The 20,931-nt window shown below is 41.9% G+C and carries 23 protein-coding genes; 19 read left to right on the forward strand and 4 right to left on the reverse strand.

All coding sequences use genetic code 11. The features are described from left to right. Nucleotides 1-6: 6 nt before the first annotated feature. From M2132_RS03685 to M2132_RS03695, 3 genes are read right to left on the reverse strand one after another with little or no spacing between them, the layout of a single operon-like run. Nucleotides 7-426: an RNA-binding S4 domain-containing protein gene (locus tag M2132_RS03685; RefSeq protein ID WP_280671456.1), complete on the reverse strand. Its 420-nt coding sequence runs from the start codon at nucleotides 424-426 to the stop codon at nucleotides 7-9. A gap of 12 nt (nucleotides 427-438) precedes the next feature. Then, on the reverse strand, nucleotides 439-1,002 hold the full coding sequence (gene pth / locus M2132_RS03690; protein WP_280671457.1) for an aminoacyl-tRNA hydrolase: 564 nt from the start codon (nucleotides 1,000-1,002) through the stop codon (nucleotides 439-441). A 23-nt stretch (nucleotides 1,003-1,025) separates the two neighbouring features. Further along, nucleotides 1,026-1,607 carry a 50S ribosomal protein L25/general stress protein Ctc gene (locus M2132_RS03695; RefSeq protein ID WP_280671458.1) on the reverse strand — a complete coding sequence of 194 codons (582 nt, stop codon included), beginning with the start codon at nucleotides 1,605-1,607 and terminating at the stop codon, nucleotides 1,026-1,028. A gap of 494 nt (nucleotides 1,608-2,101) precedes the next feature. Here M2132_RS03695 and M2132_RS03700 point away from each other — a divergent pair, with 494 nt between their 5' ends. From M2132_RS03700 to M2132_RS03760, 13 genes are all read left to right on the forward strand, one after another. Next, entirely contained in the window at nucleotides 2,102-2,365 is a 264-nt protein-coding gene (locus tag M2132_RS03700; RefSeq protein WP_280671459.1) for a DUF2089 family protein, read from the forward strand. Further along, complete coding sequence (locus M2132_RS03705; RefSeq protein ID WP_280671460.1) at nucleotides 2,355-2,969, forward strand: YIP1 family protein; 615 nt, start codon at nucleotides 2,355-2,357, stop codon at nucleotides 2,967-2,969. The genes M2132_RS03700 and M2132_RS03705 overlap by 11 nt, the downstream gene beginning before the upstream one ends. A gap of 7 nt (nucleotides 2,970-2,976) precedes the next feature. Beyond that, nucleotides 2,977-4,362, forward strand: a complete 1,386-nt coding sequence (locus tag M2132_RS03710) for a S9 family peptidase (RefSeq protein WP_280671461.1) — start codon at nucleotides 2,977-2,979, stop codon at nucleotides 4,360-4,362. Between the two features lie 99 nt (nucleotides 4,363-4,461). Then, nucleotides 4,462-5,445, forward strand: coding sequence for a tRNA dihydrouridine synthase DusB (gene dusB / locus M2132_RS03715; RefSeq protein WP_280671462.1), 984 nt, complete (start codon nucleotides 4,462-4,464; stop codon nucleotides 5,443-5,445). Nucleotides 5,446-5,505: 60 nt separating this feature from the next. After that, on the forward strand, nucleotides 5,506-6,414 hold the full coding sequence (metA, locus tag M2132_RS03720) for a homoserine O-succinyltransferase (RefSeq protein WP_280671464.1): 909 nt from the start codon (nucleotides 5,506-5,508) through the stop codon (nucleotides 6,412-6,414). A gap of 7 nt (nucleotides 6,415-6,421) precedes the next feature. Further along, entirely contained in the window at nucleotides 6,422-8,245 is a 1,824-nt protein-coding gene (locus tag M2132_RS03725; protein ID WP_280671466.1) for a U32 family peptidase, read from the forward strand. 126 nt (nucleotides 8,246-8,371) lie between these two features. Further along, the gene (locus M2132_RS03730; RefSeq protein ID WP_280671468.1) at nucleotides 8,372-8,908 is read left to right on the forward strand and encodes a hypothetical protein; all 537 of its coding nucleotides are present in this window, start codon (nucleotides 8,372-8,374) and stop codon (nucleotides 8,906-8,908) included. 24 nt (nucleotides 8,909-8,932) lie between these two features. Then, nucleotides 8,933-10,249 (forward strand): TolC family protein, encoded by a 1,317-nt coding sequence (locus M2132_RS03735; protein ID WP_280671470.1) that lies wholly within the window; start codon nucleotides 8,933-8,935, stop codon nucleotides 10,247-10,249. Between the two features lie 42 nt (nucleotides 10,250-10,291). Further along, nucleotides 10,292-11,503, forward strand: coding sequence for an efflux RND transporter periplasmic adaptor subunit (locus M2132_RS03740; RefSeq protein ID WP_280671472.1), 1,212 nt, complete (start codon nucleotides 10,292-10,294; stop codon nucleotides 11,501-11,503). 15 nt (nucleotides 11,504-11,518) lie between these two features. Then, complete coding sequence (locus M2132_RS03745; protein WP_280671474.1) at nucleotides 11,519-12,262, forward strand: ABC transporter ATP-binding protein; 744 nt, start codon at nucleotides 11,519-11,521, stop codon at nucleotides 12,260-12,262. 16 nt (nucleotides 12,263-12,278) lie between these two features. Then, on the forward strand, nucleotides 12,279-13,499 hold the full coding sequence (locus tag M2132_RS03750; protein WP_280671476.1) for an ABC transporter permease: 1,221 nt from the start codon (nucleotides 12,279-12,281) through the stop codon (nucleotides 13,497-13,499). 22 nt (nucleotides 13,500-13,521) lie between these two features. After that, on the forward strand, nucleotides 13,522-14,607 hold the full coding sequence (locus tag M2132_RS03755; RefSeq protein ID WP_280671478.1) for a sensor histidine kinase: 1,086 nt from the start codon (nucleotides 13,522-13,524) through the stop codon (nucleotides 14,605-14,607). 25 nt (nucleotides 14,608-14,632) lie between these two features. Further along, on the forward strand, nucleotides 14,633-15,349 hold the full coding sequence (locus M2132_RS03760) for a LytTR family DNA-binding domain-containing protein (RefSeq protein ID WP_280671480.1): 717 nt from the start codon (nucleotides 14,633-14,635) through the stop codon (nucleotides 15,347-15,349). On the opposite strand, the gene M2132_RS03765 is transcribed toward M2132_RS03760, so the two are convergent. Continuing rightward, nucleotides 15,318-15,707 carry a hypothetical protein gene (locus M2132_RS03765; RefSeq protein WP_280698205.1) on the reverse strand — a complete coding sequence of 130 codons (390 nt, stop codon included), beginning with the start codon at nucleotides 15,705-15,707 and terminating at the stop codon, nucleotides 15,318-15,320. The genes M2132_RS03760 and M2132_RS03765 overlap by 32 nt on opposite strands. 179 nt (nucleotides 15,708-15,886) lie before the next feature. Here M2132_RS03765 and efp point away from each other — a divergent pair, with 179 nt between their 5' ends. The 6 genes from efp to M2132_RS03795 all read left to right on the forward strand — a co-directional run bounded on the left by efp (nucleotide 15,887) and on the right by M2132_RS03795 (nucleotide 20,923). Next, a complete protein-coding gene (gene efp, locus M2132_RS03770; protein WP_280671484.1) occupies nucleotides 15,887-16,453 on the forward strand; it encodes an elongation factor P in 567 nt (188 codons plus the stop codon). A 127-nt stretch (nucleotides 16,454-16,580) separates the two neighbouring features. Next, the gene (locus tag M2132_RS03775; protein WP_280671486.1) at nucleotides 16,581-17,612 is read left to right on the forward strand and encodes an iron ABC transporter permease; all 1,032 of its coding nucleotides are present in this window, start codon (nucleotides 16,581-16,583) and stop codon (nucleotides 17,610-17,612) included. Beyond that, nucleotides 17,612-18,625 (forward strand): ABC transporter ATP-binding protein, encoded by a 1,014-nt coding sequence (locus M2132_RS03780; RefSeq protein ID WP_280671488.1) that lies wholly within the window; start codon nucleotides 17,612-17,614, stop codon nucleotides 18,623-18,625. The genes M2132_RS03775 and M2132_RS03780 overlap by 1 nt, the downstream gene beginning before the upstream one ends. Before the next feature lie 82 nt (nucleotides 18,626-18,707). Further along, nucleotides 18,708-19,568, forward strand: coding sequence for a glucose-1-phosphate thymidylyltransferase RfbA (rfbA, locus tag M2132_RS03785; RefSeq protein WP_280671490.1), 861 nt, complete (start codon nucleotides 18,708-18,710; stop codon nucleotides 19,566-19,568). Between the two features lie 27 nt (nucleotides 19,569-19,595). After that, on the forward strand, nucleotides 19,596-20,138 hold the full coding sequence (rfbC, locus tag M2132_RS03790; RefSeq protein WP_280671492.1) for a dTDP-4-dehydrorhamnose 3,5-epimerase: 543 nt from the start codon (nucleotides 19,596-19,598) through the stop codon (nucleotides 20,136-20,138). Nucleotides 20,139-20,161: 23 nt separating this feature from the next. Then, the gene (locus M2132_RS03795) at nucleotides 20,162-20,923 is read left to right on the forward strand and encodes a glycoside hydrolase family 25 protein (protein WP_280671494.1); all 762 of its coding nucleotides are present in this window, start codon (nucleotides 20,162-20,164) and stop codon (nucleotides 20,921-20,923) included. The last annotated feature ends 8 nt before the right edge of the window (nucleotides 20,924-20,931 follow it).

The following is a 20,931-nucleotide window of genomic DNA, read 5'->3' on the forward strand; positions in this document are numbered from 1 at the left end:
GAGGAACTATTCGTCGTTCGAATCGAAGTCGAAAAAGTTTTCGGCCGAGGTGAACCATTCCAAGTCGCGGCGGTCTTTTTTTGTTGGACGACCTGTTCCACGGGCACGGTCCACAAATCCGCTCAGTTTGCTTAATTCCAGAATATCGAGTTCTGCCTGAGGAGTTACATCTTCCAGAAAATCAGGAACAAGTTTTGCTCCCATCCTTTTTTCGGTCAGGGCAAGCACCTTGAAGGAATAAGTGATAGGTGGTTTTTTTATCTGAATGATGTCTCCCACCTTTATCATCTTGGAGGCTTTCAGGGAGTTTCCATTCATCATAACGCGCCCTTTTTTACATGCCTCAATGGCTATGGAGCGTGTTTTGAATAAACGTACGGCCCAGAGCCATTTATCTATTCTAACTTCAATACAGCCTTCTTTCATATCAAAAACCCTTTATTTATTGTTGTACTGATTCATTGCGTTCTGCAAACCTGCAAGGCAGAATGTTTTTATGATTTCACCACAGGTTTCCAAGCGTTCGGGCAAGGCGTTTTCTTCTTCTTCCGAAAATTCGCCCAGCACATAATCTACCTGTCCACCTTTCGGAAAATCGTTGCCAATACCAAAACGTAGACGTGAATAATTTTGTGTGGCAAAAGTGGTTTGTATGTGTTTCAGTCCGTTGTGGCCGGCATCGCTGCCTTTGCCTTTCAAGCGCAGGGAGCCAAAAGGAAGTGCTATGTCGTCAACAACAACAAGAACATTCTCTAACGGTATTTTTTCGTGCTGCATCCAGTATCTTACGGCATTTCCGCTCAGGTTCATGTATGTGGAAGGTTTGAGCAAAACCAATGTTTTGTTCTTTACCTTAGTTTCGGCAACAAAGCCATAACGCCTGTCGGCAAAAACAATATTGGACGCCTTAGCTAAAGCGTCCAATACTCTGAATCCTATATTGTGTCGGGTATATTCGTATTCTCTTCCGATGTTACCTAACCCTACAATCAAGTATTTCATCAATAATTTTCTTGTTCGGCAAATTATTTGTTTTTAGCTGCAAGTCCTCTTGCTGCACGAGTCAATTGAACGCGGCATACAACAGCATTCTTAGCATTCAGCAATTCAAGGCCTTCGAATGCCAATTCGCCAACTTGAACAGATTTACCAAGTTCTAAGTGTTCTATATTGATATGAAGTTTTTCAGGAACTACATTATAAAGGGCTCTAACTTTAAGTTTACGCAAGTCGAGCGATAGTTTACCCCCAGCCTTAACACCTTCTGCCAATCCGTCAAGAACAACAGGTACATCAATAACGATAGGTTTGTTGTCGAATACATGAAGGAAGTCTAAGTGAAGAATACGGTCGGTTACCGGATGGAATTGGATATCTTTAAGAATAGCTTTATATTCTTTTCCGTCGATAATTAAGTTTACCAAGAAAATTTCAGGTGTGTAAATAAGTTTACGAACATCTGTATTAGCTACGGTAAAGTGAATAGCGTCTTTGGAATCGGCACCACCATAAATTACAGCAGGAATTGCTTCGTCTCTACGTATGGCTTTTGTGGCTTTTTTGCCTACTTCTGTTCTTAAAGAACCCGATAGTTCAAATGTTTTCATTTTGTTTTTAAAATTAAATGTGTTACTCAAATAAAGGATTGCTTCCTTATTCCCATCACACGAGGGAGCTATAAAAGCGGTGCAAAGATAGTACTTTGCCTGCTAATAACCAAAACAGAAAAGGTATTTCTTTGTGTATCACACTAATTAAAAAGTCAATTCAGTATATTTAACCCGTAGTGCATTTAGGAAACAAAAGATAATTATCTGAAAAATAATACAATCATTTTTTGTCATCCTGAGTGTAACGAAGGATCTTTAATAAATAATACAGAGATTCTTCACTTTGTTCAGAATGACAAATGCTATAAAATGTTTATAATAAATTATTTGATATAAACTTTCTAAATGCACTACGGGTTATATTTATTAATTATATTGTATTTATTGTTAAATAATATTCACTATTGTTTTAATATTATTTATTTATAAGTTTGTTTTATTGAAATATTTTTTTACTTTTGTAAATATAGTATTCTAATAAATGAGATTATATGTTACCTTGCTATTGTCCCAGCTGTAAAACACAACTGAAGGTTAAGAGCCTGCTGTGCGAAAAATGTGAAACCGAGGTGTCGGGCAAGTACCATTTACCTGTGTTGGCTCTTTTGCCTCCCCAATATCAGGATTTTATCCTCAAGTTTGTTAAACACAGCGGAAGTTTGAAAGATATGTCGAAAGAATTGAACCTGAGTTATCCAACAGTACGAAATTTGTTGAACGAAATAATAAAAAATATAGAATCGTATGAAAAATAATGATTGGCTCAAATTACTCTACAATCCTTTCAGTCGCATTGCCGGGTGGAAGGCTTTCGGGATAGGCGCTGTCATTGTAGCTGTGAGTGTTTACATAGCCTGTGCGACCGGAAACTATTTTTCGGGAGCAATGAATATTCGCTATATAGGACCGTCGGCTACTCTTCTGCCTGCCTTTATGCTACAAATTCAAGGATTGTTATGTATGGTTGCGCTGATGTACGTTGCGGGGCTTATTTTCTCGAAAGGTGTGCGTTTTCAGGATGTTTTGGGTACGGTCACCTTGTCAAGATATCCATATCTTTTCGCGGCGATAGCTTGTTTTCTGGTTAAGGATATAGATATGAAAAGCTTCGTGCAAAATATAACACAAGCCGCAACAAACCAAACATTGGGCATATCGCACGAGTTTATCAATGTGATAATTTTCGGGCTGATTCTGCTGGTACTTGTTGTGTGGTATATAGCCTTGCTGTATAATGCTTTTAGGGTATCGACCGATATAAAGGGGGCGAAAGGCATTGTTATTTTTATTGTCACCCTTATCTTGACAGACATACTGAATCTGCTTATTTTTTCTCTGATAACTTCAAAATTTATATAGTATAGCTATGAAAAAGTTTTTTATTTTCTTGTCGATGTTTTTTTTATTGCCGTTTTCTTTCGTCTTGGCGCAAGATGTGGTAGGTACTTGGAGCGGTAAACTTGCCCTGCCTAATGGTTCGTTGACCGTTGTTTTCCATATAGTAAAAACAAACGATGGCTATTCGGCCACATTCGATAGTCCCGATCAAGGGGCAAAAGGTATTCCTACCGGAGCAACTAATTTCCAAGGTAATATTCTTACGATAGAAATGCCCAATGTAGGAGCTTCGTACACAGGCGAACTGAAAGACGACGGGAAACTATATGGCATATTTACACAAGGTATGGATATGCCGTTGGACATGGTGAAGGGCGAAACAGAGCAGCCTAAGCGTCCGCAAGAGCCTAAAGCGCCATTCCCTTATAAAACCGAAGATGTGAAATTCGGAAACGAAAATGCAGATATTACCCTTGCCGGAACTCTTACTATGCCCGCCGAAAGAAAAAACTTTCCCGCCGTAGTACTGGTTACAGGTAGTGGAGCCCAGAACAGAAACGAAGAAATAATGGGTCATAAACCGTTTTTGGTGATTGCCGATTACCTAACCCGCAATGGCATAGCTGTTTTGCGTTTCGACGACAGAGGGGTAGGAGAGTCTGAAGGCGATTTCGGGTCGGCTCTTACTGACGATTTTGCCACAGATGCCGCTGCCGCTTTGAGTTACCTGAAAACACGAAAGGATATAAATCCCCGAAAAATAGGGATGTTAGGCCATAGCGAGGGTGGCTCGGTTGCTTTTAAGCAAGCAGCCGCAAATAAAGATGTGGCTTACATCATTTCGCTTGCCGGCCCGGGAGTGAAGGGCGACAGTTTGATCTTGAAACAAGCCGAAGCAATAGTAAAAGCGGGTGGAGTGACCGACTTTCAGTGGAAGTTTCAAGAACCGATACTCAGAAACCGATATGCTTTGCTTACGCAAGATAAGAGTCTGGACGAATTGAAAAAAGAACTTTACGCCGATATCACGAAAACCATACCGCCCGATATGCTTAAAGACGAGAACCTGAAAAAGAAAATTGAAACCGAAATGCGCCCCATGACTTCTCCTTGGTATATTGCTTTCCTGAAGTACGACCCTGCGAGCGATTTAAAGAAAATAAAATGTCCTGTTCTTGCCCTCAATGGAGACAAAGACCTGCAAGTACCGGCTGATATGAACCTGACAGCCATCGAAACAATACTGAAAAACAACGGGAACAAAAATGTTACTGTGAAAAAATACGCGGGTTTGAATCATTTATTTCAACAATGCCAAACAGGGCAGATTTCAGAATACAACCAGATTGAAGAAACAATAAATCCGCAAGTGTTGCAAGATATTACAGATTGGATTCTGCAAGTAACAAAATAAAAATATTGTGTATCTTTGCATACACAAATCAGTTGGGAAAGCACAAATTCTTAGGGTTTGTGCTTTTTTGTACTAAAAAAAGAATAAGGTTTCCCTTCGATGAAAATAGGAAATATAGAGTTTGGCCATCGCCCCGTTTTTTTGGCTCCGATGGAAGATGTTACCGATATTGCTTTTCGCCTCTTGTGCAAACGCTTTGGTGCGGATATGGTTTATACCGAATTTGTATCGAGCGACGCTCTTATCCGCAGAGTGAACAAGAGTATGGCAAAGCTTGAGATAAGCGAGCGGGAACGCCCTGTGGCCATTCAGATTTATGGCAGGGATGTTGATGCAATGGTCCAAGCGGCTAAGATTTGCGAAGAAGCCAACCCCGATATATTGGATATAAACTTTGGCTGCCCCGTAAAAAAAGTGGCGGGCAAAGGTGCAGGTTCGGGTATGATGCGCACACCCGATTTGATGGTGGAGATAACAGCGGCGGTTGTCCGGGCTGTGAAAATCCCGGTTACGGTAAAAACCCGTTTAGGATGGGATCACGATTCTAAGATTATAGTTCCGCTTGCCGAACGCTTGCAGGATACCGGTATTCAGGCTCTGACAATACACGGGCGTACCCGTAGCCAGATGTACACAGGCGAGGCCGATTGGACGCTTATAGGCGATGTAAAGAACAATCCCCGTATGCGGATACCTATTATCGGCAATGGCGATGTTTCTTCGCCGGAGGGTTGTAAACAGAGGTTTGACGAAACGGGTGTCGATGCCGTAATGATTGGGCGGGCAAGCATAGGCTCTCCTTGGATTTTTGAAGAGGTGAAACACCTCCTGCAAACAGGTGAGTGTAAGGCCAAACAGCCTTTTGTTTGGTACTTGGATATACTGAAAGAGATGATACAAGACAACGTTGCCCGTGTAGGCGAGCGTGGGGGAATAATCCACAGCCGCCGTCATTTGGCAGCAAGCAGCATATTTAAAGGCATCCCTGATTTCAAACCGACGCGTGTGGCTATGCTCAGGGCAAATACAATGGACGAACTTTTCTGCATAATGGATAGTATTCCTGCTAAGTTCGGACTATAAGGCAGTTGATAATAATTACTAACTTTGTGTGGCGAACCATTAATTTCTCGAAAACTAAAAATGCTTGTAAATTTACCATATAACTTCCCTGCAATAAAATTGTTAAAAGAAGAGGGGATTTTTATTCAACCTCAATCTGAATATGGTATGCAGAATATGCAGCCAATCAGATTGTTGGTGTTGAATTTGATGCCGCTTAAGGTTGAAACGGAAACAGACTTGGTTCGCATTTTTTCCGGCTCGCCATTACCTATTGAAATAGATTTTCTGAAACTGACAACTCATCAGTCAAAAAATACTCCACAAGAACATATGCAGATGTTCTATAAAAGTTTCGACGAAATCCATGGTCAGAACTACGATGGAATGATTGTGACGGGCGCTCCTGTTGAACTCTTAGAATACGAGGCTGTTAGTTATTGGCCTGAGCTTTCCGCAATTTTTGACTGGGCGCACAATAATGTTCCTTCTACGTTTTATATTTGCTGGGCTGCGCAAGCCGCTTTATATAGGTTTTATGGTGTACCTAAGCATTTGCTGTCGCAAAAAAAGTTTGGAGTGTTTAAGCATCGTGTAAGTAGTGAAAATACTGAGTTAACCCGAAGTTTTGACAACGAATTTTATGCGCCGCACAGCCGCTATACGGAAATAAGGCGCGAAGATATCACTTCGCCCGAATTAGAGATTGTTTCAGAATCGGACGAGGCCGGTCTTTATATTGTTGTGGGGCGCAATGGCCGCGAAATCTATGTAACAGGGCATTCCGAATATCCGCCTTACAGGCTGCATAATGAATATCTGCGCGATAAGGGAAAAGGACTTGATATAGAAATTCCTAAGCATTATTACAGGGACGATAATCCTTCCTGCAAGCCCCTTTGCCGATGGGCGGCTCATAGATATCTGCTATACAATAATTGGCTGAATTATTATGTATATAGGTCTGGATTATCTGATTTTAAAAAGTGAATAAAAATTGATTAAAGCCCGTAAAATAGAACTGCTTGCCCCTGCCAAAAACTTAGAGTGTGGGATAGAAGCTATCAATCATGGAGCCGACGCCGTGTATATTGGCGCGCCTAAGTTTAGCGCAAGGTCTGCGGCAGGCAGTACGATTGATGATATAGCCACCTTAACCCAGTATGCCCACCAATTTGGGGCAAGGGTATATGTTGCGCTGAATACTATACTGAAAGACGAAGAATTGCCCGATGCCCAGAAATTGATATGGGATTTATATAATGCAAAAGCAGATGCCCTTATAATACAGGATATGGGCATTTTAATGCTCGATTTACCCCCGATAGCCTTGCATGCCAGTACTCAATGCGATAACAGGACAGCCGATAAAGTGAAATTTTTGGAAGAAGCCGGATTCAGCCAAGTTGTTCTTGCCCGCGAACTCTCACTTACGGAAATAAAAAAAATATCGTCCGAAACAACTATTCCGCTCGAAGCCTTTGTACACGGTGCGTTGTGTGTATCGTATAGCGGGCAGTGCTACCTGAGCGAGGCACTGTCTAAACGGAGTGCAAACCGGGGTGCTTGCGCACAGTTTTGCCGTTTGCCTTACGATTTACTTGATGCGGAAGGAGAAATGATACAGCAGAAGAAATATTTGCTGTCGATGAAAGATTACAACCTGTCTGACCAATTGGAAGATTTACTCGATGCCGGGATAAGCTCCCTGAAAATAGAAGGGCGGTTGAAGGACGTGACTTATGTAAAAAATACGGTGGCTTACTACCGTCAACAGCTGGATAAGATAATAGGCCAACGCCCCGAATACGTCCGTTCGTCGGTTGGTGAATCTACTCATTTGTTCGAACCTAACCCCGAAAAAAGCTTCAATCGGGGCTTTACAAAATACTTCTTAAATGGTCGTATATCAGATATTTGGTCTTTAAATTCTCCAAAGTCGGTAGGAGAGCCGATAGGGAAAGTCAGGGATGTTTTTGACCGCTTTTTCACTCTTTCTGCTACTAAGCGGCTTAATAACGGTGACGGATTGTGCTTTTTGGATGAGCATAAAGAATTACAAGGCATAAGGATTAACCGTGTGGATGGTGAAAAGATATTCCCTGCCGAAAATAATGTCCGCCTGCGCAAAGGCATTTCCATATACCGGAACTACGACCATGAGTTCGAGAAACTACTGTCTAAAAAATCGGCCGAACGTAAGATAGAAGCAAGCATAGTTCTTTCAGAAAAACCGGATGGATTCCTGCTCAAAATAGAGGACGAAGAAGGCATCACCGCATCAATTGATATACCTTATCCTTTAGAACCTGCTCAGAAAGAACAGTCGGACAATATTAAAGCGAATCTGAGTAAAACAGGAAACACAATATTCCGGATAACGGATGTCGATTTGCAATTTTCGGCAAATTGGTTTATCCCTGTCTCCGTCCTTTCCGATTGGCGCAGGCAGATTACCGATAAGCTATTAGCCACCAGAATATCCACACATCATATAAGCGAAGTACACCTCAGGTCTACCTTTCATCCCTATCCTGTGGCACAGGTCACTTATTTGGGCAATGTGATGAATCGGAAAAGCAAACTGTTTTACGAACAACATCAATCGCAGGTGAAAGAATATGCCTTCGAGAAGCATCCGCAAACGTCCGTTCCTCTGATGTTTACACGACATTGCATTAAGCATTCCCTTGGGTGGTGTCCCAAAGAAAAAGGTGCGCGCAGCCCGTATCAGGAGCCTTATCAGTTGCGTTATAATGATACTATCCTTCGCCTTGAATTCGACTGCCAAAACTGCCAGATGAAGGTTTTTGAAGCCTAAAGTCCGGTTTTCCCCCATTTTAAGTTCTTTGTCGATAGATTTCCGTTATCTGTCGATTATCATTGTGCCCTTTTCCGATACAAAATACATTTGTTAAAAAAATAATGTCTAACACAGTTTTGTGTCATGAAGAATATTGTAACAGTTGTAACTCTGGGGGCAATCGGTCTTAGCCTATCAGCACAGCAGCCTCCGATGGGTGGCGATTTTGGCCGGCGAGGGGCGGGCAACGGACGCCCACCTATGGAAAGGATGCAAAGTGATGTAGATGAGAATTTTGCTATAACACACATGCCCGATATCCCGGATTTAACACTCAGCCAAAGGGAAAAGTTGGGTAAAGCCTTATCGGAAGAACATAAAAAAATAATGGAACTGATGGGCCAAAAACGAGACTTGATACCCCTTCCCGCACATGGAGAAGAGCCCGACCAGAAGGAAACAGAAAAACTCCGGAAAAAGATCGACAAGATAGATTCTAAGATAGAAAAAACGAAAGAGAAAGCCGATAAGAAATATAAGAAGATATTATCGGCCGAACAGTATTCGGTTTTTCTTGAACAGAAAGAAAAGATAGAATTCAGAAGGCATGAACCCCGACCAATGAGACCCGGTATGCCTCCAAGAGATATGGTGATGCCCAACGAGGGTGTCGGTTTTTAAAGAAAGCAGAAAATAAACAAATATATGAACAAAATAACCAAAGTAGTAAGCGTCTCGGCATTGTTGTTGATATCGGCTTCGGGTTTGTTTGCTCAGCAAACGTGGACGCTAAGAGGGTGTATCGACTATGCCCGCGAAAACAACATTCAGGTACAGAAATCAAGAATCGCAACCGAAGGCTATGATGTAGATATTTCGCAGTCGAAAGCCGAATTGTTTCCCAGTCTGTCGGGGAGCGTATCGCAGGAGTTTAATAATGCCAAGAATGCCCAGAAAAACTATAAATATGAGAGTTCTTTTGGTGGGCGTTACAACCTTTCGGCAAATGTGGTTTTGTATAACGGGCGTAAAAACCTGAACAATATAGAACTGGCAAAACTCAATAAAAACGCCGAGCAGTTAAACACCCAGTACATACAAAATAATATCGAAATAGAAATTACACAGGCATATCTGCAAATGCTGTATAGCCGCGAATCTATTAAGAATAACGAAAATACGGTTGCCTCTACCAAGGTTCAGTTAGACCAATCAAAAACTTTTCTGGATGCAGGCAGTATAACTATGAGCGATTATGCTCAGGTAGAAGCCCAATACAGTTCGGATAAGTATAATCTGGTGGTAGCGCAAAATTCGTTCGATAATTATAAACTACAACTGAAACAGTTGTTGGAACTGGATTATGATGTGGACTTCGAACCCGAATTCCCCGATATTGACGATAGTCAGGTACTGTCTATGTTGCCGGCCAAGGAAGACATATACCGTACGGCTCTGAATATCATGCCCGAAATTAAAAGTAGCGAAATGGATGTTCAGATAGCAAAGCTGAATAAGTCGTCGGCAAAGGCCGGCTATTTGCCAACAGTTTCGCTTTCGGGTAGTTTGGGTACGGCCAATTCGTGGAACGGGGGTACTGCTTACGGAACTCAACTGGATCGTAATTTCACACAGAGCGTTGGGCTGACGGTAAGTATTCCCATTTTCGACAATAAGCAAACCGAATCGAAAGTCCGTAAAGCAAACCTCGATATACAAACCTCGCGGTTGAATGTACTCGATACCCGGAAAACGCTGCTGCGCACCATCGAAAGCTTGTATCAGGATGCTGTGTCGGCGCAGAGCAAATATCTTTCGGCCAAAGATAAGCTGAAGTCTGCCGAACTGAGCTATACGCTTGTACAGGAACAGTTCTCGTTAGGATTACGTAATACGGTGGAACTTACAACCGAAAAAACAAACCATGTAAACGCTTTGCAGGAGTTACTTCAAGCCAAATATACTGCTCTGTTGAGCCTTAAATTACTTAATTTCTATCAAGGACAGGATATAACACTATAAAAATAAAAAGTCAAAAACTTTCAATTATTATATAAACAGGATATGAACAAGAAAAATAAAAAATATTTGATAATATTGGTAGCCATTGTGGTTGTTTTAGGAGCAGCATTTTTCTTTTGGCCATCGCATCAGAAAAACGAAATGGCTTTGGATGTAGCCGCTGTACAGAACGGCGATATATCTATGTCGGTAACGGCAACCGGGACCGTAGAGCCAATTACGCTGGTGGAAGTAGGTACACAGGTATCGGGCGTGATATCGAAGATATATGTCGATTATAACTCAGTGGTAAAAGCCGGGCAGGTTTTGGCAGAACTCGATACAAGGCTTTTAACATCGGAACTCGAAACGGCTAATGCCAATCTTAGTTCGAAAGAAGTTGAATATCAGAACCAACTGAAAAACTATAATCGCCAGAAGGAATTGTGGGAAAAACAGGCTATCAGTAAAGCCGATTGGGAAAATGCCGAAATGACATATAAAACTGCGAAACTTGCCGTAACCTCATCGCAGGCTGCTGTTCTGAAAGCCCGTACCAATCTGGGATATGCAACCATTACATCGACGATAGACGGTGTAGTTATTTCGCGGGCGGTTGAAGAAGGACAAACCGTTGCGGCCTCGTTCAGTACGCCAACCCTTTTTACTATTGCCAACGATTTAACAAAGATGAGGGTTATTGCCAATGTGGATGAAGCCGATATAGGCAATGTGGCCGAAGGGCAGAGGGTTTCGTTTACGGTAGATGCTTACCCGAACGATGAATTTGCGGGTACGGTGGTGCAGGTGCGTTTGGAAGCCACAACAACATCGAATGTTGTTACCTACGAGGTGGTGATAGATGCCCCCAACCCCGACCTAAAGCTCAAACCAGGACTCACGGCCAATGTTAATATCTATACCCTCGAAAAAAATAATGTTCTGAAAATACCTACAAAGGCTTTCCGTTTCACACCTTCGCAGGATATATTGAAACAGATTCCCGGTATAATTATCGGACAAGCGGTTCAGGTTGACGGCAGAGATAAAAGTAAAAAGGTGGTGTGGGTTAAGGCAGGCAATAAACTGGTTTCCAAAATTGTGACGGTTGGTGTTGCCGATGAGATTTATACCGAAATTTTGGACGGATTGCAGAAAGACGAACAAGTGGTTACTGGCCTTGGTCAGAAAATGGAAATGGTTCCCGCCCCGTCGGAACAGGCTGAAACCAGTCCGTTTATGCCTCAACGTCCCGGTGGAAATAAGAAAAAGTAATATATACATAATAGTATGGCTAAGGAAATAATAAGGGTCGAAAACCTGAAACGCGACTTTGTGGTTGGCGAAGAAATTGTTCACGCTTTGCGCGGGCTTGATTTCACTATCAACGAAGGCGAATTTGTAACTATCATGGGTACAAGTGGTTCGGGTAAGTCTACGCTATTAAATATATTGGGTTGTTTGGATACTCCTACCCAAGGAGAGTATTATCTGGATGGAAATTCTGTCCGCTTAATGGGCAAGAACGACAGGGCAACATTACGAAACCGAAAGATCGGGTTTATCTTTCAGTCGTACAATCTGCTGCCTAAAACAACGGCCATCGAGAACGTTGAGTTACCGTTGATGTACAACTCGTCGGTTTCGGCAAAAGAACGGCACGAAAGGGCTATCAAATCGCTAAACGAAGTAGGGCTGGGCGACAGGCTTAACCATAAATCGAACCAGATGTCGGGCGGGCAACAACAGCGTGTGGCAATAGCCCGTGCTTTGGTAAACGAGCCTGTTATTATTCTTGCCGACGAGGCAACGGGGAATTTGGATACCCGCACGTCGTTCGAGATCTTGACATTGCTGCAACGTATGCATCAGCAGGAGCACCGCACAATTATTTTTGTGACGCATAACCCCGAGATAGCACAGTTCAGTAGCCGCAACATTGTAATCAGGGACGGACGGATAAAAGAAGATACATACAACAGCGATATAAAATCGGCAAAGAGTGTATTAGAAACTTTGCCTAAAGAAAACTAAAAGACAATCAAGCAGAATGAATTTTGTTAATCTATTTAAAATAGCTTTTCGGGCTCTGAGTGGTAATAAGTTCAGGGGATTCCTTACCATGCTGGGCATCATAATAGGTGTTGCATCGGTTATTACGATGTTGGCAATAGGGCAGGGATCTAAAAAAAGCATTCAAGACCAGATATCGACTATGGGGTCGAACATGATAAATATTCGTCCCGGAACAGGTCAGTTTGGAGGTGTAAGACAAAGTGCCTCGAGCATGCAAACCCTTAAATTGGAGGACTATGAGGCAATCAGGGACGAGGCCGAATATATTTCGGCGGCTACGCCCGAAGTATCTTCTTCCGGACAGGTAATTTATGGAGCTAATAACTCTCCCACAACAGTATATGGAGTAGCTCCTTCGTATCTGGATATCCGTAAACATACAGTAGCGCAGGGCGATATGTTTACCGATGCCGAAGTAAAAACATCTGCTAAAGTTTGCCTTGTGGGGCAAACCGTGGTGGATAACCTGTTTACTAATGGTGAAGATCCGGTAGGGCAAACCATCCGGTTCAATAAAATACCATTCCGCATTATTGGTGTGCTAACTTCGAAAGGCGATAACACGATGGGTATGGATCAGGACGATTTGATTATAGCTCCCTATACAACCGTTCAGAAGCGTATTTTGGCTATTACTTATATCCAGTCGATAGCCGTTTCGGCTGTGAGCGAGGATGCTACCGAAGATGCCATAAGCAGCATTGAAGACCTGCTGCGTGTACGTCACAAAATAGGAGCGAACGATGAGGACGACTTCAATGTGCGTTCGCAAAAAGAACTAATATCAATGATGAGTTCTACAACCGATATGATGACCGTGCTTTTGGCTTGTATTGCCGGTATTTCGCTCTTGGTGGGCGGTATAGGTATCATGAATATCATGTATGTGTCGGTGACGGAACGTACCCGCGAGATAGGCTTGCGTATGTCTATCGGGGCAAAGGGCCGGGATATACTGATGCAATTCTTGATAGAGGCCATTCTTTTGAGTGTGACAGGAGGTGTGATAGGTGTGATTTTGGGCATAGGCAGTGCTTTTGCTGTAAAAAATATTATGGCTTGGCCTATCGATATTCAGATTTATACTATAGTTTTGTCTTTTATTGTTTGTACGGCAACAGGTATTTTCTTTGGTTGGTATCCGGCCAAGAAAGCTTCTTACCTTGACCCGATAGAAGCTTTAAGGTATGAATAAACCGTAAAAAAGGTTCTGGAGTATGAAATGGAAACACTTTGTAATGCCATTAAGCCATATCCTTGTGTGGGGTATTGTGTTGGTAATTCCGATTTTTATAATGACCCGCTCGGGTGAGTTTGTTGCCCGTCCATACATTTCTTTTCTTGTCAGAATAGGAATATGCGCGGTTTTGTTTTATGTCAATTATTTATACCTCATAAACAAATACCTTTTTGCAAAACGGTTTGTTACGTATTTTATCATAAATGTGGTATTAATAGTGCTGCTTGTTGGCTTTCAATCGGTAATATTGAATTCAATATTTGATATGAAAAGTGGCCCGCCGCCTATGGAACCTTATCATGGTGGGGGCATGAAGGTTCGCCCCAGAGGTCCTCGCCCTCCTTTTGCTATGCAGGTTATTAGCGATTATCTGATGATTATTTTTTCAATAGGCCTAAGTGTTGCCATGCGAGCAACAGTACGTTGGTATAAAGACTCTATTAACCTCGAAAAAGTTAAAAGCATACAATTGGAAGCCGATTTGAAAAACCTGCGCAGCCAGTTGAATCCGCATTTTCTTTTCAATACGCTCAACAATATATATTCCCTTATAGCTATCGATCAGAGTAAAGCGCAGGAGTCGGTACACAGGCTAAGCAGCTTGTTGCGCTACGTGCTTTATGACGAAGATCAACAGTTTGTGCCTCTGAAAAAGGAGCTTGAATTTACACGTAATTACATCGATTTGATGAAGTTACGAATAGGGGCGAACGTAAAGCTGAATGTGTTGATAGATGGAAACGACAGCGATGATAAAATAGCCTCTTTGCTGTTTATAACCCTTATAGAAAATGCCTTTAAGCACGGTATCACCGTAGGCAAGGATAGTTTTATAGATATAAAGATTTTAGTAGAGAAAGGAAAAGGTGTAATTTGCACGGTCGAAAACAGTATTCGCGAAGATGAGCCCGAAAGGCGAATAGATATTGAAGCCCGTAATTCGGGTATAGGCTTGGCTAATATGACTCAGCGCTTGAATCTTTTATATCCGAATAAACATGATTTTGTTACCGAAAAGCGCGATAATCATTTTTTTGCTATGCTTAGGATAAACTTTAGTTGAATATACCGGAAATAAATCAAGACGTATGAAACTGAAATGTGTTATTATTGACGACGAACCTCTGGCCATCGACTTGTTGAAATCGTATGTGAACCAGACGCCTACACTCGACCTTGTAGGTGCATTCGAGAATCCTCTTGAAGCAACGGAACTTTTGCGGACGGGTGGTGTCAACATCCTGTTTCTGGATATAAATATGCCACAGATAAGCGGCATGGAGTTTTCAAAAACTATCGACTCTAATATAAAGGTTATATTCACTACCGCATACGACCAATATGCTCTGGAAGGTTTTCGGCTGAACGCTTTAGACTACCTATTGAAGCCTGTCAGCTATTCCGAGTTTTTGCAAGCGGTGAATAAGGCTTTGGAGTGGTTCAGGTTGCTGGAAACAAGCGAATCGGTGGCTGGCTCTAACAATACAAGTATCTTTATAAAGTCGGGGTACAGGATGGAGAAGCTCGATTTCGATAATATTCTTTATATCGAAAATCAGAAAGATTATGTGAAGTTCCATCTTGAAGACGAAAAAGAGCCTGTCAGTTCGCTGATGAGCATGCAGTCGCTCGAAGAAAAGCTGCCTTCGTCCCGCTTTATGCGCGTGCATCGTTCTTTTATAGTTAACCTTGATAAGATAAAAACCATTGAACGGAATTGCATCGTTTTTGGCAAAGAGTATATTCCTGTGTCGGATTCGTACAAAGAGCGGTTTATGGATTTTTTGAACAAATACTTTTTCTGACAAACAGTTGTTTTATGCCGAACAGCACCATGAGGATAGCCATTACAACACCTGTCCCGAAAAAGCCGGAACCAACAATCAGCAAAGTAATAGCTTCCTTGCAGAGTGTGTCGAATTTCCAAACATCCGACAGTACGGCAAGTACCATATATAACGATAATATACCCAATATCGAACCTAAGATAATTCCTAAAATGTTGTTTTTAAGGAAAATCTGAAAGATTAAAACAGAGGCAATACCAATCATAAAGTAGTTTACATGTCCCCCGCTCAGGTTATCGACAAACCAAAAAGCAGCTATGCCTATAAAATAAATGTAAGGCAAATATTGGGTGATAAATATTTTTAGGTTTTTCATAGCACATAACAGTTTAATATCTATTGGTTTAAACGAATGGTTTTTATTTTTATTATAAAAAACCCCAAATAACCCTTTCTGCATATTATAACACTCTGTTTCTTTCAGTTCTTTCATTTTTTTATATCTTTGCGCTGCGAAAATAATTTCAACTAAACATATTAAATATAAACTACTTTATGGCTACTACTGCTGATATTAAGAACGGAATGTGCATTGACTTGGATGGTCAATATCTGATGATTATCGAATTCCTGCACGTAAAACCCGGAAAAGGCGCAGCGTTTGTTCGTACAAAACTAAGAAATGTAAAAACCGGCCGTGTTATAGACAAAACATTCAATGCCGGTGTTAAGATAGATGAAGTTCGCATCGAAAGACGCCCATACCAATATTTGTATAAAGACGATATGGGCTACAACTTTATGAATACGGAAACCTATGAACAGATATCTATTCCCGGAGAACAGATTGAAGGCGTGGCTTTCCTTAAAGAGGGCGATATGGTTGAAGTACAAGTGCATGCCGAATCGGAAACGATATTGACAGCCGAACTTCCCCAGAACGTTATCCTTGAAATTACTTATACAGAACCAGGCCTTAAAGGCGACACAGCTACAAATACATTGAAGGCGGCAACTGTTGAAACCGGAGCCGAAATCCGTGTTCCGCTGTTTATTAACACTGGCGAAAAAGTTAAGATCAATACCAAGGACGGATCGTATGTAGAGCGTGTAAAAGCTTAATAAGCTAATTATAGATATAGAAAGCCGGATAGGGATGTTCCTTTTTATCCGGTTTTTTTATTCCGTTAAACTCAAAGAAAATAATTAGCTTTGTAAGCCTTAGAAATAAGGGGCTGATAAACCAAAGATGCAAAAAACAATTGCCTATACCGTATTTGTTTTGCTGGGAATAGTTTTGCTGTTCTTTGCTAATCTGTTTTTCGGTTCGATATCTATTCCTGCCGGAATGGTTATTGACATACTTCTGGGCAAAACAGTAGAGCGTGAGGCATGGACGCATATCGTGCTCGAATCGCGTTTACCACAAGTTGTTACAGCCTTGTTTACGGGTGGTGGAATTGCGGTTTCGGGGCTATTACTACAAACATCTTTCCGCAATCCGCTTGCCGATCCGGGTATTTTGGGTATAACCTCAGGTGCAAGTCTGGGTGTTGCTCTTGTTATCCTCTTTATGGGTGGAATAACAGGTGGAATAGCGGGGTTCGACTTTTCGCAATCGATGATGGTTGTTGTGGGCGCTTTTCTGGGTTCGTTGGTCATTCTGGCGGTTATCATAGGTTTTGCCTCGGTGGTCAGAAACAATGTTATGCTGTTGATTATAGGTATAATGGTAGGTTATCTGACTTCGTCGGTTATCACATTACTTAAATTTTTCAGCGATAGCGAAAGCCTTTTTTCGTACACGATGTGGGGAATGGGCAATTTTTCGAGTATATCGTCCAGCCAATTGCCTTTTTATTGCATCACTGTTTCGGTAGGTTTAATCCTGTCTGTTTTGTTGATGAAGCCGTTGAATGCCCTATTGTTGGGCGAAAGGTATGCTGCCAACTTAGGAGTGAACATAAGAATGGTCAGATTGCTCTTGCTGCTTTGCGCCGGCTTACTGACGGCTATTACTACCGCCTATTGCGGTCCTGTATCTTTTATCGGATTGGCTGTTCCGCACATGGTGCGTTTGGTGTTGGGAACCTCCAATCATAAGTCATTACTACCTTTAACGATGCTTATCGGAGCTTTTATCGCTCTGCTGTGCAACCTGTTGAGTGTTTTGCCCGGACAAGGGGGTGTTATTCCCCTCAATGCCATAACTCCGGTATTGGGTGTACCTGTTATATTGTATGTTATTATTAACCAGCGAAAAATACAATATTTTAACTGATGGAGCAGGTACGAGGCATTATATCATCAAGCAGTTTGAGCATAGGTTATTCGGCTTCGGGCAATAACAAAGGATTGGCATTGTACGATAACCTGTCTTTCGACCTCCGCCAAGGAGAATTGACTTGCCTGTTGGGAAACAACGGGGCAGGAAAATCAACCTTATTGCGCACATTAAGTGCCATGCAACCTGCTTTAGGCGGAGATGTGTATATCAAAAACAAAAAACTTACGGAATACAAAGAGCAGGAACTATCCCAAATATTGGGAATCGTACTGACCGACAAAACATCTGTTGGTGGGCTTACGGTTACGGAATTGGTATCACTGGGACGCTATCCCTATACAGGCTTCTGGGGTAGGCTGAATGGTGGCGATAAGGCTATTGTACAAAAGGCGATGGAAGATGTCGGTATTGCACATAAAGCAAAATCGTATGTGGCGGAACTGTCGGACGGCGAACGCCAGAAGGCGATGATAGCTAAAGCCATAGCTCAGGAATGCCCCATCGTTTTACTGGACGAGCCTACGGCTTTTCTTGATGTATCGAGCCGTATTGAGATAATGAACCTTTTACACAATTTGGCAGTAAACCAAAATAAAGCGGTCTTACTGTCGACACACGATATAGAATTAACGTTGATGCTTGCCGATAGGCTTTGGATGCTGTCTCCCACTGATGGTTTGATATGTGGTATAACGGAGGATGTTATTCTCTCGGATAAGATGGCTGGCTTTTTTGGGCAAAACAATATTATCTTCGAAAAAGAAACAGGTCGTTTCAGACCTCTTTATAAACCGTCTAAAAGTGTATTTCTTGCTGCGGAAGGTGTTTTGGCTTACTGGACTCACAACTTTTTTGCCCGTGCCGGATATAGGATTGTTGCCTCCGAAGGTGAGGCCGATTTGTTGGTTGTGGTGAAATCGGCTGCTAATATTAAAGCCATATATAAAGATGAAACGAAGGAGTTTTCGTCTTTTGATGGTTTGTATAATTATCTAAAATTAATGTAGTATCCGCTCCGGATATTCGATTAAATGCTTTTTAATGTTATCTTTGCATCATTATTTTATATAGAAACTCAAACTTGAAAAAATGAAGGGAATAATTCTTGCCGGAGGAAGTGCTACACGGTTGTATCCTCTTTCTAAAGCTATTTCGAAACAAATAATGCCGGTTTACGACAAACCAATGATTTATTATCCGTTGTCTACACTGATGTTGGCCGGTATACGTGAAGTGCTGATTATTTCTACTCCGCGCGATTTGCCGATGTTCAGGGAACTGTTAGGTACGGGCGAAGAGTTGGGAATGAAATTTGAGTATGTGATACAAGAAACTCCCAACGGATTGGCACAGGCTTTTGTTTTGGGAGCAGAATTCCTGCAAGGAGAACCCGGTTGTTTGATTTTGGGCGATAATATGTTTTACGGACAAGGATTTTCGGCCATGTTGAGACGCGCGGCAATGATAAATAAAGGCGCGTGCGTGTTTGGGTATTATGTTAAAGATCCCCGTGCATATGGGGTGGTGGAGTTCGATAAGGAAGGAAACGTAGTTTCGCTCGAAGAAAAACCTGCAATGCCTAAATCGAACTACGCTGTTCCGGGACTGTATTTTTATGACAGTACTGTGGTCGAAAAAGCTAAAGCCTTGAAGCCATCGGCTCGTGGCGAGTACGAAATTACGGATTTGAATAAGTGTTACCTGCAGGAAGGTACACTGAAAGTAGAACTGTTTGGACGTGGTTTTGCTTGGTTAGATACCGGCAATTGCGATAGTTTACTCGAAGCGTCGAACTTTGTAGAAACTATTCAGAACCGCCAAGGTTTTTATGTTGCATGTATTGAAGAAATAGCATGGCGCAATGGGTGGATTGACGATAGTAAACTATTGGAGTTGGGGCGGAAGCTTGATAAAACAGCCTATGGCCAATATTTGCTGAATTTGATATAAACATAAAGAAAGAATACACAAAAGGTAATGAAATTTACAGAGCAAGAAATAAAAGGTGTATGGGTGATTGAACCCCGTGTGTTTAACGACGACAGAGGGTATTTTATGGAGGCCTTCAAACAAAAGGACTTTGAAGAAAACGTTGGTAAAATAAACTTCATACAAGATAACGAATCGAAATCCACGAAAGGTGTTCTGCGCGGATTGCATATACAAAAAGGAGAGTATTCGCAGGCAAAACTTGTGCGTGTACTCAAAGGTCGTGTGTTGGACGTTGCGGTAGATGTTCGCAAGGGATCTCCCACCTATGGCCGGCATGTTGCGGTAGAATTGTCGGAAGAAAATAAAAAACAACTATTCATTCCTCGTGGTTTTGCCCATGGTTTTGCTGTGTTGAGCGACGAAGCAGTGTTCCTCTATAAAGTAGATAATGCCTATGCTCCACAATCGGAAGTAACGATAATGTGGAACGATCCGGCTATTGGCATAGACTGGGGGGTGAAAATAGAAGATATGATACTTTCGGAAAAAGATAAAGAAGGAAAGTCTTTGTCCGAAGTTTTTGGTTAAAGAAAAAGAACTACCTTCTCATCATGAAAAAGAAGCAACTCAGACAGGTAAAAAAAATATCCGTACTGGTTGTTTTTTTTATTTTAGCTTTGGTGGTGGGGCATACGGTTTACAATAAATATTTCAGGCAGTTCAATTCTTTTGGGGATGGTGGCTATTCTGATAAGTATTTTGTCAGGGGGATAGACCTCTCGCATCACAATCCGATAATAGACTGGCTTGCCGCTGCCGAACAGAATATCTCGTTTGCGTATCTTAAAGCAACTGAGGGGGTGAAACACGAAGACCGCAACTACAAGTACAATTATAAACAGGCAAAAGAGGCGAACATAAAAGTAGGAGCTTATCACTTCTTTTCGTTTGGTGCTTCGGGCAGAGAGCAAGCTGCGCACTTTATCCGCACGGCTAAGTGTGGGGCAGGCGATTTGATTCCCGCTATCGATGTAGAGCATTCTCCCGTAAACGTTTATTCGGCAGATACAACCTATTTGCTTAATGTTACCAGAGAACTCAGAGTACTCGAAAGTGAGTTGTTTGAACATTATGGCGTTCATCCTATCATTTATACCAATAAAGATTGTTATAAGCTTTATGTAAAAAACGTATTGCCCGATAATCCTGTCTGGATATGCAACCTGCATGAGGAGCCAAGCGACAGCGATGTGCCAAACTGGGTAATCTGGCAGTTTTCGCACAAAGGAAAGCTAAACGGTGTGGATGGAGATGTCGATTTGAATTACTTCCGGTTCTCGTTCGATGATTTGGCAAAATATGTATTACCATAGAAAAAATG

This window comes from Dysgonomonas sp. PH5-45, assembly GCF_029893235.1.
Classification (GTDB): Bacteria; Bacteroidota; Bacteroidia; order Bacteroidales; family Dysgonomonadaceae; genus UBA1309.